We start from the raw sequence: 15,952 nt of genomic DNA on the forward strand, positions 1-15,952 counted from the left end.
CCGGCGCGGAGCACGTCGTCGGACGCGGCGCGCGTCGCGGCGACGGTCGACCGGATGCCGCCCGCCTCGTACGGACGACCGGCCATGCGCGCCTCGAACTCGGCGGGGCGGTCGCCCGCGAACACGAGGTGGGTGTGCGAGTCGACGAACCCGGGGAGCACCGCGCGCCCGCCCGCCCCCGGCGGCCCCGCCCGCCGCTCCCCGGCCGACCCGTGCCCGGGATGCGGCGATTCGTGCCGACGGGCGGGGCTCCCCTACTGTTCCCGTCGGACGTCCCGCCCGGACGTCGTCGTCGGACGTCGCCGCGGCACGTCCACGCCGGACCGGGAGCCCCGCGGCTCCCGGCGCCCCCGCCCCCGCGCGGCGGGCGCCACCGAAGGAGGACCCATGGCCGTGCGCTTCGTCCCGCCGCCGGGGTGGCCCGTGCCCGCGGGCTTCACCCCGACGACCGAGTGGCACCCGGACCCGTCCTGGCCGCCGCCCCCGCCCGGGTGGGTGTTCTGGGCCGACGACGCCGCTCCCGCGCCCGGGCCCGTGCCGCCCCCGGAGGCGCCCGTCCTGCGCAGCACCGAGCCGCTGCCCGTCGGGTCCGGCGCGCCGACCCGACGGTCGTTGCGCGCCCGCTCGTCGGGCGCGACCCCGGCGGTCGGTCCCGAGGCCGACGCGACGCGCGTCGCGGCCGCCGTCCCGGCCGCCCCGCCAATCCCGGGCGCCGTGGAGGACCACCCCGTGGCGAGCTCGACGATGATCCTGCCCGCGCTCGGCGGGATGCTCGACGACCCGGCCGCGCGCCCGTCGCCCGGCCCGGCCGCCCGCCCGGCGACGCCTGCGCCCGCCGCGCGCCCGACGCCGTCCGCCACCCCGGGTGCAGCCCCGACGGTCCCGGCCCGGGCCGGGCGGTCCGGCGTCGTCCCGGTGGGGCCGCTCGCCCTGCCCGCGGCCGACGACGACGGCGACCACGCGCCGGAGCGGGGGCGGCGCTGGCTCGTCCCGACGGCGGTCGGCCTCGCGGGCGTCGCGGTCGGCCTGCTCGTCGGCATCGGCCTCACGCTCTCGGCGCAGGGCGAGGCGCAGCGCGAGCGGGCCGAGGCGCAGCGCGTGCAGAGCGAGGTCGCGGCGGAGCGCGAGCAGCTCGAGTCCGAGCGGGCCGACCTCGACGCCCAGCGCGCCGAGCTCGACGCCGCGACGGCCCAGCTCACGGAGCGCGAGGAGGCCGTCGCGCAGGCCGAGGAGGACGCGTCGAAGCGCTCGCAGGAGCTCGACGACCGCCAGAAGGAGCAGGACGAGCGCGAGCAGGAGGAGCGTCCGGGGAACGGACCCGGGAACGGCGGCGGCAACGGGAACGACGGCGGTGACGGGGACGGCGGCGGGGGCGGCTGGGACTGGGGCGACTGGGGCTGGTGACCCGGCGGTCTCCACGAACGCCTCACGGACACGTCACCGCTTCCGGTCGCGGAACACACGTCCCTCACCGACAGTGGGAGGCGTGCTGACGCGATCTTCCTCTCCCACCCCCGACAGCGAGACCCCGATCTACGACGCCCTCGTGGTCGAGCACGAGAACATGCTGCCGCTCGTGCACCTCGGCCGGGCGCTCAGCGGGGAGATGGTCACGGTCGCCCGCCCCACGGGGCTCTCGCCCCGCCTCGCGCCCGCGCACGGGGCGCCCGCGCTCCCGCGCCGCCGCCGCGCCGGCTGAGCGCGAGACCGACCCGCCTGCCCGCGGTCGACCCGTCGAGGGTCCGCCCAGGCGCCGGGCCGGTCTCGCGAGGCTCCCTCGCCGGTGCCGGACGCCGTCTACAGCACGTGGGCGAGGAACGACCGCGTGCGCTCGTGCTGCGGGTCCCCGAGCACCTGCTCCGGGCTGCCCTGCTCGACGATGACGCCCTCGTCCATGAAGACCACGGTGTCGGCGACCTCGCGCGCGAACCCGATCTCGTGCGTCACGACCATCATCGTCATGCCGGACCGCGCGAGGTCGCGCATGACGGCCAGCACCTCGCCGACGAGCTCGGGGTCGAGGGCCGACGTCGGCTCGTCGAACAGCATGAGCTCGGGGTCCATGGCGAGGGCCCGCGCGATGGCCACGCGCTGCTGCTGGCCGCCGGAGAGCTGCGCCGGGTAGTGGTCGGCACGGTCGGCGAGGCCCACGCGGTCCAGGAGCTCGGACGCGCGCGCCCGCGCCTGCGCCTTGCTCAGCCCGCGCACCTGGACGGGCGCCTCCGCGACGTTCTCGAGCGCCGTCATGTGCGGGAACAGGTTGAAGCGCTGGAACACCATGCCGATGCGCGAGCGCTGCCGCGCGACGACCTTGGGGTGCAGGCGGTGCAGGCGCGTGCGGCCGTCCTTGGTGACCTCGCGGTAGCCCATGAGCTCGCCGTCGACCCGGACGCGGCCGCCCGTGATCTCCTCGAGCTCGTTGACGCAGCGCAGCAGCGTCGACTTGCCCGAGCCCGACGGGCCGAGCACGACGCACACCGAGCCGCGCGCGACCTCGAGGTCCACGCCCTTGAGCACGTGCAGCTCGCCGAACATCTTGTGCAGGCCCTCGACCTGCACCATCGGGGCGGCGTCGGTGGAGCGGCCCGCCTCCGGGGAGGTCCGGGGCGCCGCGGATGCCGTGTCGTGCGTCCCGCTCACGGGGTCACCTCCAGGAAGGGGTCGTCCTTCGTCGTGCCGGACGCGGCGATGAGGTCCTGCCGGTTCGGCTTGCGCCCGCGCCCGCCCGGGCCGCGCCCGCGGCGCCGCGTCGGCGTCTGCGTGCCGAACCCGCGGCCGTAGTACCGCTCCACGTAGTGCTGGCCGACCATGAGGACGCTCGTGATGAGCAGGTACCAGATGGCGGCGACCATGAGCAGCGGGATCGGCAGGAAGAGGCGGTTGCCGATCGCGTTCGTCGAGTACTGCAGGTCGAGCGTGAACGGCACCGCGAGGACGAGCGACGTCGTCTTGAGCATGGAGATCGTCTCGTTGCCCGTGGGCGGCACGATCACGCGCATGGCCTGGGGCAGCACGATGCGCGTGAGGATCTTGCCGTCCTTCATGCCGAGCGCCTTCGCGGCCTCGGTCTGGCCCGGGTCGACCGACCCGAGGCCCGCGCGCACGATCTCCGCGAGGTACGCCGCCTCGTTGAGCGAGAGCCCGATGAGCGCGCACACGAACGCGGTGAACAGGTCCGCCGTGCGGAACTCGAAGAACTCCGGCCCGAACGGGATGCCGAGGCTCAGGCGCGGGTAGAGCACCGAGATGAGGCCCCAGAACACGAGCTGCGTGTAGATCGGGGTGCCGCGGAAGAACCAGATGTAGCCCCAGCTCACCGACCGCATGACGGGGTTGTCCGAGCGCCGCATGATCGCGAGGAGCACGGCGAGGACGATCGCGATGAGCATCGAGCCGAACGTCAGCACGAGCGTCCAGCCGACGCCGCGCACGACCGTCACGTCGCGGAAGTACAGCCAGACGACGTCCCACCGGAACTTCTCGTTCGTCAGCAGGGCGTTGGCCGCCATCGCGGCGAGCACGAGCAGCAGGGCGGCGGAGATCCACCGCCCGGGCCGGGGGACGGGGACGGCGTGGATGCGGTCGGGGACCGGGTCGTCGGCCGGTCCGGCGGCGGCGCCGCGGGGGGAGCTACCGGTCGTCATGGTGCACCTCGGGGGGTCGGGGCTCGGGGGACGAGCCGGGCCGCGCGGTCGTCGTCGTCCGCGCGGTCGTCCCGGCCACCGGCCGCGGGCGCCGGGTGGGCGCCCGCGGGGCGGCGGGACGGACGGGGCTGGCGAGGGGGTCGTCAGCCGACGGACGGGTTGAGCTCGGCGGTCTCCAGGGCCGCGTCGCCGCTGCCCCAGGCCCCGAGGATCTCCTCGAGCTGGCCGCTGTCCATGAGCGACTGCAGGGCTGCCTGGATCGCGGCGGCGAGCTCCGTGTCGTCCTTCGCGACGACGACGCCCTGCGGCGCGCTGTCGAACACGTCGCCGAGCTGCTCGAGCTGGCCGCCCGTCTGCTCGACGGCGTAGCCGATCACCGGCGAGTCGGCGTAGAGGACCTGCGCCTTGCCGCCCGCGACGTTCGTCGTGGCGTCGGACTGCGAGTCGTACTGGAGGATGTCGATCTTCTCCTCGCCGGCGTCGGTGCACGCCTGGCTCTGCACGGCGATGTCCTCGTCCTGGACCGTGCCCGTCTGCACGGCGACGGTCACGCCGCACAGGCTCTCGGGGTCGATGTCGTCCGGGTTGCCCGACGCGACCGCGTAGGCGGAGCCCGCGTTGAGGAAGGCGATCATGTTCGCCTCCTGCATGCGCTCCTCCGTGATGGTGAACGAGGAGATCCCGGCGTCGTACTTGGTGCCGAGCGCGGGGATGATCGCCGGGAAGTCGGCCGACTGGACCTCGACGTCGAGCCCGAGCGTCGCGCCGACGGCCTTGATGACGTCGATGTCGAACCCGATGGGCGTCTTGCCGTCGGCGTCGATGAACTCGGCGGGCGCGTACTCGGTGTTCGAGCCGACGACGAGCGTCCCCGCGGACGCGACGTCCTCGGGCAGGAGCGCGGCGGCCGCGTCGTCGACCTCGACGGTCGACGGGTCGAACGACGGCGCCGCCGACGTCTCGTCACCGGAACCCGACGTGCTGCCGTCCGTCCCGGTCTGGGACGCGTCGGTGCACGCGGCGAGCAGGAGGGTGCTCGTCGCGGCGAGCGCGACGAGACCGGTGAGGGGGAGCTTGCGCGGGGTCGTACGCATGGTGTCTCCGATCGGTGGGGGCCGGGCAGGGGCAGCGTAGACACCGATCGTCTCCGTCGTGTTACGTCAGCACCCGGCCCGTGAGGGCAGAGGAACGTACGGGGAACAGAGGACCCGGCGGTGCGCGGCACCTGCGCACGAGTGTGGGGCCGTTCGGCCCCGCTCACCAAACCGGCGGGGACATCGAGGCCGAACCGTGACGAACCGCACCCGCCCTCGGCGCGGACCGGCGCGGGCTACGTGTCGCGCGCGGCGGGCGCCTCGTCCTCGCGGTGGTCGTCCTCGTCCCCGGGCGGGTAGTCCGCCCGCTCGGGCTGGGCGCGCAGCCGCAGGATCGCGACGAGCAGCCCGCCCCACACGACGACGATCGCGAGCACGAGCAGGATCACGGCCGAGGTGGTCATCGGGTCTCCTCCCCGTCGGCACCGGCCGGGGCAGTCGTGCGGCCGGCCGTCCCGCGGCCCGACGGCGCCCGGCCCGGTCCTGCAGAGGCGTCACCCGGCGGGTACGGCGGCCAGGGGACGAAGTCGTCGGGGCTGCGGCGCCAGCGCATCGCCGTGAGCACGAGCGCGGCGAGCACCATGAACGCGATCGCGCCCCACCCGACGAGCGCGAGGTACCACGCGGGGTACCCCTCGTAGCCGTCGACGACGAGCGTGACGATCCTGGACACGAGCATGTAGCCGAGCACAAGCGGGGCCAGCACGGCGACGAGCACCTGCCACCAGGGGCCGAGGCGGAACGTCGAGACGGCGTTGAGGTGGTAGCGCAGCTCCGGTCCGCGCCGCAGCACCCACAGCACGAGGACGGTCATGAGCACGGCGGACCCCACGATGCCGACGTTGTTGGCCCACTGGTCGGCGGTGTCGAGGGCGACGAGGCCGGTGGTGGTGGAGAAGAGCAGGATCGAGATGACCGCGCTCACGACGCCGAGGCGCACGGACGCCTGCCGCGGCGTCCAGCCGAACTTCTCCTGGAACCCCGCGGACACGACCTGGAGGATGGACAGGAGCGACGTGAACCCCGCCATGGCGAGGGACCCGAAGAACAGCGCACCGAAGATCGGGCCGCCCGGCATCTGCGACACGATCGCGGGGAACGTGACGAACGAGAGGATCGGCCCGCTGATGCCCTCGAGCTCCCCCACGCCGACCCCCTGCTCGTGCGCGAGGAAGCCCAGCGTCGCGAAGACGCCGATGCCGGCGAGGATCTCGAACGAGGAGTTGGAGAACGCGACGACGAGCCCCGGCGTCGTGAGGTTGGACCGGCGCCGACGGTAGGACGCGTACGTGACCATGATCCCGAACGCGATCGACAGCGAGAAGAAGATCTGGCTGTAGGCGGCGATCCACACGTTGGCGTCGCCCAGCGCCGACCAGTCCGGGGTGAACAGCGCGTTCAGCCCGTCCGCCGCGCCCTCGAGGAACAGCGAGCGCACCACGAGCACCGCGAACGCCACGACGAGCAGCGGCAGGAACACCGTGTTCGCGCGCTGCACGCCCTTCGCCACGCCGAGCGCGAGGACGACGATCGTCACGACCCAGACCGCGACGAGCGGCACGAGCACCGCCGGCACGAACTCGAGGCTGACGCCCGGGTCGGCGAGCCGGAGGTAGTCGCCCGTGAAGAACGCGGCCGGGTCGTCGCCCCAGCGCAGGTCGAACGAGAAGACGAAGAAGCTCACGGCCCACGCGATGACCGCGGTGTAGTAGAGCGCGATGACGAAGCAGATCATCACCTGGAACCAGCCCAGGCCCTCGAGCCACCGCGCGATCCGCCGGAACGCCGTCGGGGCCGAGCCGCGGAAGCGGTGCCCGATCGCGTAGTCGAGGAACAGGATGGGGATGCCCGCGGTGAGCAGGGCGACGAGGTACGGCACGAGGAACGCCCCGCCCCCGTTCTCGTACGCCACGCCGGGGAACCGCCAGATGTTCCCCAGCCCGACCGCCGAGCCGATGGCCGCGATGATGAAGCCGACCTGCCCGGTCCACTCCTCGCGCGGCTTCTGCGTCGCGGGCTCCCCGCCCGCCGTGCCGGTCGCTGCCACAGTTCTCCTCGGTACCTCTGTCGTGCCGTGCCCGCGCGGGTGCCGTGCGGATCGGCGCGGCGGCGAGCCTCTCGGTGCTCGGACGACCGTAGCGACCGGTCGCGCACCGTGCGAGCCGGGGCGCGGCTCTCAGCCCGCGAGCAGGCGCTCGACGTACCCGCCGAGGAAGCGGCCCTGCGGGTCGTACCGCTGCGCGAGCGCGCCGAAGTCGTCGACGCGCGGGTAGAGCGCCGCGACGGAGCCCGGGGCGTGGACGAGCGCGTGCGAGAGCTTTCCCCAGTGCGGGCGCGCGCCGAGCGGGAGGAGCGCGGCCTCGACGTCGGGCAGGACGCGCGCGACGTCGTCGGGCAGGGGCTTCCACGTGAGGTGCACGCCGACGGTCGGGCCGTCGAACGGGCTGAGCCACAGCGGCTCGGGGTCGGGCGCGACCGTGCGGATCTCCCCCACCTGGAGCAGCGGGGTGACGCGCGGGCCGAGGTCGCGCATCGCGGCGAACGCCTCCTGGGCCCGGGCGCGCGGCACGAGGTACTCCGACTGCAGCTCGGCGCCGTTGCTCGGCGTGAAGTCGAGCCGGAAGTGCGGCAGCCGCTCGTTCCACGGGCCGGGCTCGCCGAGCTGCGGCGTGCAGTGCACGGGGTCGATGCCGGGCAGGGGGTGCAGCATCGTCGTGGCGGGTGTCGCCCCGAAGAGGTCCGCCCGCGCCGCGCCGGCCTCCCCCGGGGTGAGGCGCGACTTGCGCCAGACCTGCTGGACGCCGTCGGGCCCCCAGTCCGTGAAGAGGCTCACCGAGTACGCCGACGCGGTGATCTCGTCGTAGTGCGCCGTCACCGCGTCCCACGGCAGCCCGACGTGCACGTCCTGGCGCACGTCGAACGTCGGGACCGTCTCCAGCTCGACGCGCGTCACGACGCCCAGCGCCCCGAGCGCCACGACCGCGCCGGGGAGGTCCGCGTCGCCGCGCCGCAGCGTCCGGCGCCCGCCGTCGCCCGTGACCAGCTCCAGCCCGACGACGGCGCTCGCCAGCGAGCCGACCGCGTCGCCCGAGCCGTGGGTCGCCGTCGCGACCGACCCCGCGACCGAGATGTGCGGGAGCGACGCGAGGTTCGCGAGCGCCCGCCCCGCCGCCTGGACGTGCCGCGTCACGTCGCCGTACCGCAGGCCCGCCGCGACCGACACGACGCCCGAGGCGGGGTCGACCTCGACGGGGGCGCGGCCGTCGTCGTACCGGTCGAGGACGACGTGCGTGCCCGTCGTGTCCGCGACGTCCCCGAACGAGTGCCGCGACCCCAGGGCCTTGACGCGCGCCGACCGCCGCACGACGTCGGCCAGCTCCTCCGGCGTCGCGGGGTGCGCGACCTCGGCGGACGCGTAGGTGAGGTTCCCGGCCCAGTTCGCGAGACGCAGAGCGCCAAAGTCCGTCACGCCCACCACCCTGCCACTCCCCCCGCCCAGACCACCCATCCCCCGCCCCCGGTCTCACCACCCCGAGCACGGGGTCGGCGACCGTCTCGGGGCCGGTCCGGTCGCGGATCCGTGCTCGGCGGCTCGTCACGCGAGGAGCGTGCCCCAGTGGGTGCGCACCGCGTCCACCTGGGCGGCGAACGCCTCCTCCTCCGCGAGCGACGGCGCGCGGCGCCACTGCGGCTCGACGACGACATCGCGCGTCCCGACGACCCAGTGCCACCGCCCGACGACGACGCCGTCGACCGCGACGGCATGGATGAAGGACCCGAGCCGGTCGCCGAGGTCGACGCCGTCGGCCACGACGACCCTGCGCGACTCGCCGAAGGACTGGAAGAGCTCGTCGTAGCTCTGCAGCAGGTCGACGACCGGCCGGGCGGGGTCGCCGTCGGGCGCGAGCGCCCCGACGAACGGCGCCGGGTCGAGCACCCGGTCGCCGGGGTCCGCGAGCCGCCAGAGGGTCAGCCCGTCGAGCGCACCCGCCCCGGGCACGGCCACGACCTCGTCGTCGAGCAGGTCGAGCGCGCGCCGCACGTCGGTGAGCGTGAAGCCCGACCACTGGGCGACGTCCTTGACCGTCGCGTACGCGCGGCTCGCGAGGTAGCGACGCAGCAGCTCGACGAGCGCGGCGTCCCGGTCGAACCGCTCGCCGAGCGGCCCGTAGCCGGGCGGGACGCGGTCGTCGAACGCGGCGTACGTCTGCTGCTTGCCGTCGAGCGGCCCGCTGACCAGCAGCCGGTCGAGCTCGGCGCGCATGAGCACGTAGCCGAGCGCGATGCCCTCGAGCGGGCGGCCGTGCGCAACGAGCAGTCCCGCGAGCTCGCAGCGCGTGCGGGGCCGCTCCTGCACGGCCGCGACGACGAGGTCGGTCTCCGGCCCGTGCCCGGCGGTCCCCACCTGCCGGTACAGCGTCCCGTTGGCCTGGTGGACGCGGGGCGCGCTGAGCTCGAGGAGCCAGCGTGCGTCGTCGGGCCGGACGAGGTGCCACGTGGGCCGCAGCACGTGCGTGCGCAGCACCTCCCCGCGGTCGCACGCGGCGACCGCGCCCGCCGCACCCGGCCACGCGTCCGGCCGCAGCCGCCGCGTGAGGCCCCACAGGGCGGGGTGGAACTCCTGCCCCTGCACCGCGACGAGGTGCCCGACGGCGGTCGGCACGTCAGGCAGGTCGGGCGAGCGGAGCCGGTGCGCGGCGAGGCGCGCCGCGAGGACGCGGCGCCCGTCGACCGCCTCGGTGCTCACGACCCCGCCCCGGTCACGACGGTCGCGCTGCCCCGGTCACGAGGCCACCAGGTCCGCGGCGACGACGTCGGTCCCCGTCACCGCGACGCGCACGCCTCCCTCGACGGCGGACACGGAGTCGAGCGCGACGCCGTCGGGCAGGTCGAGCGGGACGCGCAGGTCGGACAGCGCGCCCGAGAGCCCGGACGGCAGGTCGTCGACCGAGACCGTGCCGAGGCCGGTGCGGACGGCGACGACGTCGACGGCGAGCTCGGCCGGCCCGGACACGCGCGGCGTCACGTCGACCGTGATCGTGGTGCCCAGCAGCTCGAACCCCAGGGACAGCACGCCGCCGGTCGCGGTGACGTCGACGTCGAGACCGCTCTGCTCGGCGACCACCTGCTGCAGCGACTCCGCCGCGATGACGCCCGACGCCGTGCCGGACGCGATCCGGTACGGCTCCGACGTGCTCACGCCGTCGGCCTCGACCTGGAGGTCGGAGATCGCGTAGCCGCCGAACGACGCGGAGTCCGCGGAGCCCGTGACGTGTGTCAGCGAGCCGCGCACGAGCTGCGTGAGGAACGGGAAGCCGGTGATGTCGATCTGGGCGCCGGACACGTCGTCGGCCTGCTGCTCGAACGCCGTGACCGCGCCGCGCTCGGTGGCGCGCACCGCCACCCGGTCGGCCACGACGGCGACCGCCACGAGCACCACGAGCGTCACGAGCAGGCCCACCAGTCGCTTCATGCGCCCCACCCTAGGTCCGCCGACCACGACCTTGCCGTCGTTCTGACGCTCGTGGCGCCGACGAGGTCGTGCTCGACGCGGGGTGTCGTCGTTCTCGGCCCGGACGTAGATTCCGAGCATGACCACTCCTCGGCACCCCTTCCGCATCGGCGTCCAGCTCCAGCCGCAGCACGCCGACTACGCCCAGGTCCGCGACGCCGTGCTGCGCGCGGAGGACCTGGGCGTCGACGTCATCTTCAACTGGGACCACTTCTTCCCGCTCACGGGCGACCCCGACGGCAAGCACTTCGAGTGCTGGACCATGCTCGGGGCGTGGGCCGAGCAGACCGAGCGCGTCGAGATCGGCGCCCTCGTCACGTGCAACAGCTACCGCAACCCGGACCTCCTCGCCGACATGGCGCGGACGGTCGACCACATCAGCGGCGGTCGTCTGATCCTCGGGATCGGGGCGGGCTGGTTCGAGAAGGACTACGACCGGTTCGGGTACGAGTTCGGCACCGCGGGCGGCCGCATCGCCGACCTCGCCGCGGCGCTCCCGCGCATCAAGGCCCGCTGGGCGGCGTCGAACCCGGCTCCGACCCGGGACATCCCGGTGCTCGTCGGCGGGGGCGGCGAGCGCAAGACGCTGCGCGTCGTCGCGGAGCACGCGGACGTCTGGCACTCGTTCGGCGACGCGGAGACGCTCGCGCGCAAGAGCGCGATCCTCGACGAGCACGGCGCGGCCGTGGGTCGCGACACCGCCGCGTTCGTCGAGCGCTCGGTCGCCGTGTCCCGGCCGCCGGCGGAGTCCGCGGACGCGCTCGTCGCCGCGGGCGCGACCCTGTTCACCGTCGGCACGAGCGGGCCCGACTACGACCTGTCCCTCGTGCGCGAGTGGATCACCTGGCGCGACGCCCAGGGCTGACCCCGGCGCTGCCCGCGCCGCCGGGGTGCCGAGCACGGGGTTTCTGTCGCTCCGACGCCCAGGACGACAGCAACCCCGTGCTCGGCGGGACGGTCTGGTCAGAAGAGGGCGCGCGCCAGGTTCGACAGGGCCGCGTGGACCTCCGAGCGCAGGCCGTCGTCGGCCGCGACGACCGCCACGCCGACGCCGACCACGACGAGCAGGAGCCCTGCGCGCCACCACCACGCCGATCGGTGCACCGTCCGCCCTCCCGTCCTGTCGCTCTGGTCCCGTCGCTCTCGCCCCCCGCCGTCAGTACGACAGTGTGCGCCAGGGCGACGACTCGGTGTCGTGCAGCCGCCGGACGGCGCGCCCGATGACGCCGAGCGCGCCGCACACCTGCACGACGCCGCGCTCACTCTCGCGGGCGCGCTCGACGACCGGCTGGAGCACGCGCGGGCCCGGCGCGGGCTGCCGCCGCCCGGGCCGACCGCGCCTGACCCGCCGCACGTCTCAGCATCCGATCACGTACGCCGTGCGGGAACACGCGGCGCACCACCGGTGGTTGCCGCTGTCATGGCCTCCACCCCACCCGCGACCCCGGCGCCGACCGCGCCCGTCGCCGCCCGCCCGGGCACCGCACCCTCGCCGAGCCCCGCGGCCCGCACCGGGCGCATCAGCGCCGGTCTCGTCCTGCTGCTGTCCGCGCTCACCGCCGTCGGGCCGCTGACGATCGACCTCTACCTCTCCGCGTTCCCGCGCATCGTGGACGAGCTCGGCACGACCGAGTCCCGCGTCCAGCTCACCCTCACCGCGACCCTCGCGGGCCTCGCCCTCGGTCAGCTCCTCATCGGGTCGGTCTCGGACGCGGTCGGTCGCCGCGCTCCCCTGCTGGTGTCGCTCGCCGTGTACGTGGCGGCGTCCGTCGGGATCGTCTTCGCCGGCTCGGTCGCCGCGCTCACGGGCCTGCGGTTCGTCCAGGGCCTCTCCGCGGCCGCCGGGATGGTGCTGTCCGTGGCGATCGTGCGCGACTCGTTCGAGGGCTACCAGATCGGCAAGGTCATCGCGCGGCTCATGCTCGTCGTGGGCGTCGCGCCCATCCTCGCGCCGACCATCGGCGCGCAGTTCCTGCGTCTCGGGTCGTGGCGCGGCATGTTCGTCGCGCTCGCCGTCGTGGGGGCCGTGCTCTTCGTGCTCGTGCTCCTGCGGCTGCGCGAGACGCTGCCCGTCGAACGCCGCCGCAGCGGCGGGACGGTCGCGGCCCTGCGCTCGTACGGCTCGCTCCTCGGGGACTGGTCGTTCATCGGCCTCGCGCTCATCGCCGGCTTCTACATGGCCGCGATGTTCACCTACATCTCCGCGTCGACGTTCGTGTTCCAGGACTTCTACGGGATGTCCGCGCAGCAGTACGCGATCGTCTTCGGCGTGGGCGCGGTGTCCGTGACGGCGGGCAGCCAGATCAACGGCGCGCTCGTCGGGCGCGTCACGCCCGAGCGCATCCTCCAGGGTGCGGTCGCAGCGGGGTTCGTCCTCTCGGGCGGGCTCCTCGTCGCCGCGCTCGCCGGGGGCGGGCTCGCGTGGCTCGTCCCGCTCATCGTGCTCACGCTCGGCACCGCAGGCTTCGTCATGCCGTCCGTCCCGGCCATCGCGCTCGAGCGCAACGCGCACCGCGCCGGCAGCGCCGCGGCCCTCATCGGCGCGTTCCAGTTCGGCGTCGGGGCGGTCGTCGCGCCGGTGACCGGCCTGCTCGGCGGGTCTCCGCCGGTGACCATGGCCGCCGTGATGTTCGGCGTCGTCGTGGTCGCGGGCGTCGTGCTGCTCGGCCTGCGGCACACGTTCGGCGCACCGCTCCCGGCCGACGCCGCGGGTTCCCTCGGGGCTCCCGACCCCGCCGTCGGCGTCCCCGCCGCGTCCGCGGACCTCCCGGACGCTCCCGTCGGGGCTACCCTCCCGTCCGCCGACGCGCCCCACGACGGCGCTGTCTCGGCTACCGACGCTCCCCACGACGCTGCGGCGCTCGCCGGCGCGACGGCGCCGACGACCCACCGGGCCTGACGGCTGACCACGGCCCTGCCGCCCGCTGAGCACGGGGTCGGCGACTGGATCTCGCGGATGTCGGTCGCCGATCCCGTGCTGGGCAGACGAGACGCGGGCGGGTGGGGGTCCGGGCAGGATGGGCGGGTGACGCCCGACGACCCCGCCTACCCGCTCGCGGCCCGGACGGCGCCGACGCTCGCGGCGCTGGACGCCCACCTCGTCGAGTGCCGGGCGTGCCCGCGACTCGTGGCCTGGCGCGAGCACGTCGCCCACGTCAAGCGGGCATCGTTCCGCGACGACGACTACTGGGCCCGCCCCGTCCCCGGGTTCGGTGACGAGCAGGCGGGGATCGTCGTCGTCGGGCTCGCGCCCGCCGCGCACGGGGCCAACCGCACAGGACGCATGTTCACGGGCGATCGCAGCGGCGACTTCCTCTTCGCCGCCATGCACCGCACGGGCCTGGCCAACCAGGCGACGTCGGTCTCCGCCGACGACGGCCTCCGCCTCACCGGGATCCGCGTCACCGCGCCGGTGCGGTGCGCGCCCCCGGACAACAAGCCGACTCCGGAGGAACGCCGCCGCTGCGGCCCGTACCTCGCGCGCGAGGTCGAGCTGCTGGGCGCGACGGTGCGGGTCGCCGTCGTCCTCGGCGGCTTCGGGTGGCAGGCGCTGCTCTCGACGCTCGCCGAGCAGGGCTGGGCCGTGCCGCGTCCGCGGCCCCGGTTCGCGCACGGTGCGGAGGTGACGCTGCGCCGGGCCACCCCTCGCCCCACTCCGGGGGCGTCCCTCCCCGGCGTCGTGCCCGACGGCGGCCCCCCGCCCCCGGAGCAGACCCTCACCCTGCTGGGGTGCTTCCACGTGAGCCAGCAGAACACGTTCACCGGCCGGCTCACCCCGCAGATGCTCGACGACGTGCTGCTCCGGGCGCGCGAGCTCGCGGGCCTCGGCGCACCGGCCTGACGTGCGCGCGCTCGCGACCGCGCACGGTGGCGAGCCGCCGGACTCTCCGGGCCGCGAGCCCCGACCGCCGCTAGCGGGCGGCGGTGGCCGGGGACTGGCGGCGCGGTGCGTCGGCCCAGCGGCGGCGCTCCGCCACGCGCGGGGCGACGCGGCCGACGAGACGGAGCTGCTCCCGGCGCGCGATGACCTCCATGCGCCGCAGCTCGCGCTCGAGCGGGGACGATGCTGCTGACATTGCTGCTCTCCTTCGACGGCTCCCGGACGACGCCGCCGGACGCGGCCGTTCCCGGGAGAGGACGCGACGACCGGCCCGTCGCTCTGCTCCTCGAGGAGGGACGGACACGCGGCCGGTTCGTGACATCCCGACTCCTGGGGTGATGTCACGGCCTCCGTGGTGGTGCGCCCGGCCACGCCTCGTCCGGCCGAGCTGTGAGCAGCAGCCCTGCACCCCGGGCCTGGGGTCCTGAGCCCCAGCCCCGAACCGTGAGCCCGGAGCCCGGAGCCCGGAGCCCGGAGCCCGGAGCCCGGAGCCCGGAGCCCGGAGCCCGGAGCCCGGAGCCCGGAGCCCGGAGCAACCCTCGGGAACCCACGCGCCGGCTACGCCGTCGGGAGGGCGGACTCCTCGTACTGCTCGACGAACTCCCCCGTCGGCGGGATGGGCGTGATGACGTCCAGGAGCACCCCGTTCGGGTCGGCCGTGATGAAGTGCCGCTGCCCGAACGCCTCGTCGCGCAACGAGCGCAGGATCGGCAGTCCCGCGGCGACGAGGCGCGCGTGCACGGCATCGACGTCCTCGACCTCGAGGTTGAGCAGGAGCCCGCCCGCGCGACCCCGGCCGCTCTCCGGGATCGTCTCGTGGTCGCCGTCGAGCACGGCGAGGTTCACCGACGCGTCGTGCGCGGACTGGAGGTGGACGTACCAGTCGCTCGTGAAGAGCGGCCGGAAGTCCAGGTGGTCGCGGTAGAACGCGACGGTCCCTGCGACGTCGCCGGTCATGAGCACCGGGTACCAGCTCGTGATGCGCACGGTCTTCTCCTCGTCGTCGGCGACCGGGTGGTCGCAGAAACCAACAGGCTGTATGTATCGAGGATGGCCTACAGTCTGTCGGTATGCAAGAGCGCCGCCGGACCAACGCCGAACGCACCCACGCGACCCGCGCGGCCCTGGTCGCGGCCGCGCGCGACCTCTTCGTCCGCGCCGGGTACGCCGCGACGTCGACGCCCCAGATCGCCGCCGCCGCGCACGTCACGCGCGGCGCGCTGTACCACCACTACGCCGACAAGCAGGACCTCTTCCGCGCCGTCGCCGAGGCCGAGGCGGAAGCGGTCGCCCGGGAGATCGAGGAGCGCACCGCCGCGGATCCCGGCACGGCAGCCGCGGAACGACCGGACACGCCGGACACCCCATACGGCCCGGACGCCCCGGACGCCCCGGACGCCCGCGCGATGCTCGTGGAGGGTGCGCGCGCCTACCTCGACGCGATGGGTGAACCCGGCCGCACGCGGCTCCTCCTCGTCGATGCACCCGCCGTGCTCGGCCCCGCAGAGGCCGACGCGCTCGACGCCCGCCACGCGCGCCGCACCCTGCGGGAAGGGCTCGGCGCGGCGCTCGGCGCCCAGCCCGGCGGGGGCAGCGCGAGCAATGGCTCCGGCGCGGGCGACGACGTCGCACGAGACCTCGCGGACGAGGAACGTCTCGACGCGCTGACGCTCCTGCTGTCCGCGGCGTTCGACCGCGCCGCCCTCGCGCTCGACGCGGGCGCGCCGCCGGGACCGTTGCGGGCTGCCGTGACCGAGCTCGTCGACCGCGTGTGCGCGCCGTCACCAGGACCGCGCCCTCGGTCCTGACGGACGGCGCAGCC

At 75.0% G+C, this 15,952-nt stretch carries 18 protein-coding genes and 1 pseudogene; 6 read left to right on the top strand and 13 right to left on the bottom strand.

Going from position 1 to position 15,952, the window contains the following annotated elements:
* A pseudogene (locus tag ACI769_RS19135) lies at positions 1-173 on the bottom strand (imidazolonepropionase); the annotation flags it as partial.
* Between the two features lie 214 nt (positions 174-387).
* Here ACI769_RS19135 and ACI769_RS19140 point away from each other — a divergent pair.
* Entirely contained in the window at positions 388-1,404 is a 1,017-nt protein-coding gene (locus ACI769_RS19140; protein ID WP_085387111.1) for a hypothetical protein, read from the top strand.
* A gap of 82 nt (positions 1,405-1,486) precedes the next feature.
* Positions 1,487-1,699, top strand: coding sequence for a hypothetical protein (locus tag ACI769_RS19145; RefSeq protein WP_128082896.1), 213 nt, complete (start codon positions 1,487-1,489; stop codon positions 1,697-1,699).
* 98 nt (positions 1,700-1,797) lie between these two features.
* On the opposite strand, the gene ACI769_RS19150 is transcribed toward ACI769_RS19145, so the two are convergent.
* The 8 genes from ACI769_RS19150 to ACI769_RS19185 all read right to left on the bottom strand — a co-directional run bounded on the left by ACI769_RS19150 (position 1,798) and on the right by ACI769_RS19185 (position 10,211).
* The gene (locus ACI769_RS19150) at positions 1,798-2,562 is read right to left on the bottom strand and encodes an amino acid ABC transporter ATP-binding protein (protein WP_034655433.1); all 765 of its coding nucleotides are present in this window, start codon (positions 2,560-2,562) and stop codon (positions 1,798-1,800) included.
* A 74-nt stretch (positions 2,563-2,636) separates the two neighbouring features.
* Positions 2,637-3,644, bottom strand: a complete 1,008-nt coding sequence (locus ACI769_RS19155) for an amino acid ABC transporter permease (RefSeq protein WP_034655424.1) — start codon at positions 3,642-3,644, stop codon at positions 2,637-2,639.
* A 143-nt stretch (positions 3,645-3,787) separates the two neighbouring features.
* Positions 3,788-4,738 (bottom strand): ABC transporter substrate-binding protein, encoded by a 951-nt coding sequence (locus ACI769_RS19160; RefSeq protein ID WP_021483556.1) that lies wholly within the window; start codon positions 4,736-4,738, stop codon positions 3,788-3,790.
* A 236-nt stretch (positions 4,739-4,974) separates the two neighbouring features.
* Entirely contained in the window at positions 4,975-5,142 is a 168-nt protein-coding gene (locus tag ACI769_RS19165) for a methionine/alanine import family NSS transporter small subunit (RefSeq protein WP_076404313.1), read from the bottom strand.
* Positions 5,139-6,785, bottom strand: coding sequence for a sodium-dependent transporter (locus ACI769_RS19170; RefSeq protein ID WP_144722207.1), 1,647 nt, complete (start codon positions 6,783-6,785; stop codon positions 5,139-5,141). The genes ACI769_RS19165 and ACI769_RS19170 overlap by 4 nt, the downstream gene beginning before the upstream one ends.
* A 129-nt stretch (positions 6,786-6,914) precedes the next feature.
* Complete coding sequence (locus ACI769_RS19175; protein WP_409142135.1) at positions 6,915-8,207, bottom strand: FAD-binding protein; 1,293 nt, start codon at positions 8,205-8,207, stop codon at positions 6,915-6,917.
* Between the two features lie 126 nt (positions 8,208-8,333).
* Positions 8,334-9,485, bottom strand: coding sequence for a DNA glycosylase AlkZ-like family protein (locus tag ACI769_RS19180; protein WP_409142136.1), 1,152 nt, complete (start codon positions 9,483-9,485; stop codon positions 8,334-8,336).
* 36 nt (positions 9,486-9,521) lie between these two features.
* Positions 9,522-10,211, bottom strand: a complete 690-nt coding sequence (locus ACI769_RS19185) for a DUF2993 domain-containing protein (RefSeq protein ID WP_076404310.1) — start codon at positions 10,209-10,211, stop codon at positions 9,522-9,524.
* A gap of 118 nt (positions 10,212-10,329) precedes the next feature.
* Between ACI769_RS19185 and ACI769_RS19190 the strand changes: the two genes are divergently transcribed.
* The gene (locus ACI769_RS19190) at positions 10,330-11,115 is read left to right on the top strand and encodes an LLM class F420-dependent oxidoreductase (RefSeq protein ID WP_409142137.1); all 786 of its coding nucleotides are present in this window, start codon (positions 10,330-10,332) and stop codon (positions 11,113-11,115) included.
* Positions 11,116-11,213: 98 nt separating this feature from the next.
* On the opposite strand, the gene ACI769_RS19195 is transcribed toward ACI769_RS19190, so the two are convergent.
* Both ACI769_RS19195 and ACI769_RS19200 read right to left on the bottom strand, forming a co-directional pair.
* A complete protein-coding gene (locus ACI769_RS19195; RefSeq protein WP_157446567.1) occupies positions 11,214-11,354 on the bottom strand; it encodes a hypothetical protein in 141 nt (46 codons plus the stop codon).
* A 52-nt stretch (positions 11,355-11,406) separates the two neighbouring features.
* Positions 11,407-11,547, bottom strand: a complete 141-nt coding sequence (locus ACI769_RS19200; RefSeq protein WP_170982149.1) for a hypothetical protein — start codon at positions 11,545-11,547, stop codon at positions 11,407-11,409.
* A gap of 123 nt (positions 11,548-11,670) precedes the next feature.
* Between ACI769_RS19200 and ACI769_RS19205 the strand changes: the two genes are divergently transcribed.
* Together ACI769_RS19205 and ACI769_RS19210 are read left to right on the top strand one after the other, a co-directional pair.
* Positions 11,671-13,149 carry a multidrug effflux MFS transporter gene (locus tag ACI769_RS19205; protein WP_409142138.1) on the top strand — a complete coding sequence of 493 codons (1,479 nt, stop codon included), beginning with the start codon at positions 11,671-11,673 and terminating at the stop codon, positions 13,147-13,149.
* A gap of 126 nt (positions 13,150-13,275) precedes the next feature.
* Positions 13,276-14,091 carry a uracil-DNA glycosylase gene (locus tag ACI769_RS19210; protein WP_034655427.1) on the top strand — a complete coding sequence of 272 codons (816 nt, stop codon included), beginning with the start codon at positions 13,276-13,278 and terminating at the stop codon, positions 14,089-14,091.
* A 70-nt stretch (positions 14,092-14,161) separates the two neighbouring features.
* On the opposite strand, the gene ACI769_RS19215 is transcribed toward ACI769_RS19210, so the two are convergent.
* Positions 14,162-14,326: a hypothetical protein gene (locus ACI769_RS19215; RefSeq protein ID WP_157446563.1), complete on the bottom strand. Its 165-nt coding sequence runs from the start codon at positions 14,324-14,326 to the stop codon at positions 14,162-14,164.
* Positions 14,327-14,688: 362 nt separating this feature from the next.
* Positions 14,689-15,117, bottom strand: a complete 429-nt coding sequence (locus ACI769_RS19220) for a VOC family protein (protein WP_085387103.1) — start codon at positions 15,115-15,117, stop codon at positions 14,689-14,691.
* 83 nt (positions 15,118-15,200) lie between these two features.
* On the opposite strand from ACI769_RS19220, the gene ACI769_RS19225 reads away from it, so the two are divergent.
* Positions 15,201-15,938, top strand: coding sequence for a TetR/AcrR family transcriptional regulator (locus ACI769_RS19225; RefSeq protein WP_085387102.1), 738 nt, complete (start codon positions 15,201-15,203; stop codon positions 15,936-15,938).
* The last annotated feature ends 14 nt before the right edge of the window (positions 15,939-15,952 follow it).

This window comes from Cellulosimicrobium sp. RS, assembly GCF_046159675.1.
Lineage (GTDB): Bacteria > Actinomycetota > Actinomycetes > Actinomycetales > Cellulomonadaceae > Cellulosimicrobium > Cellulosimicrobium funkei.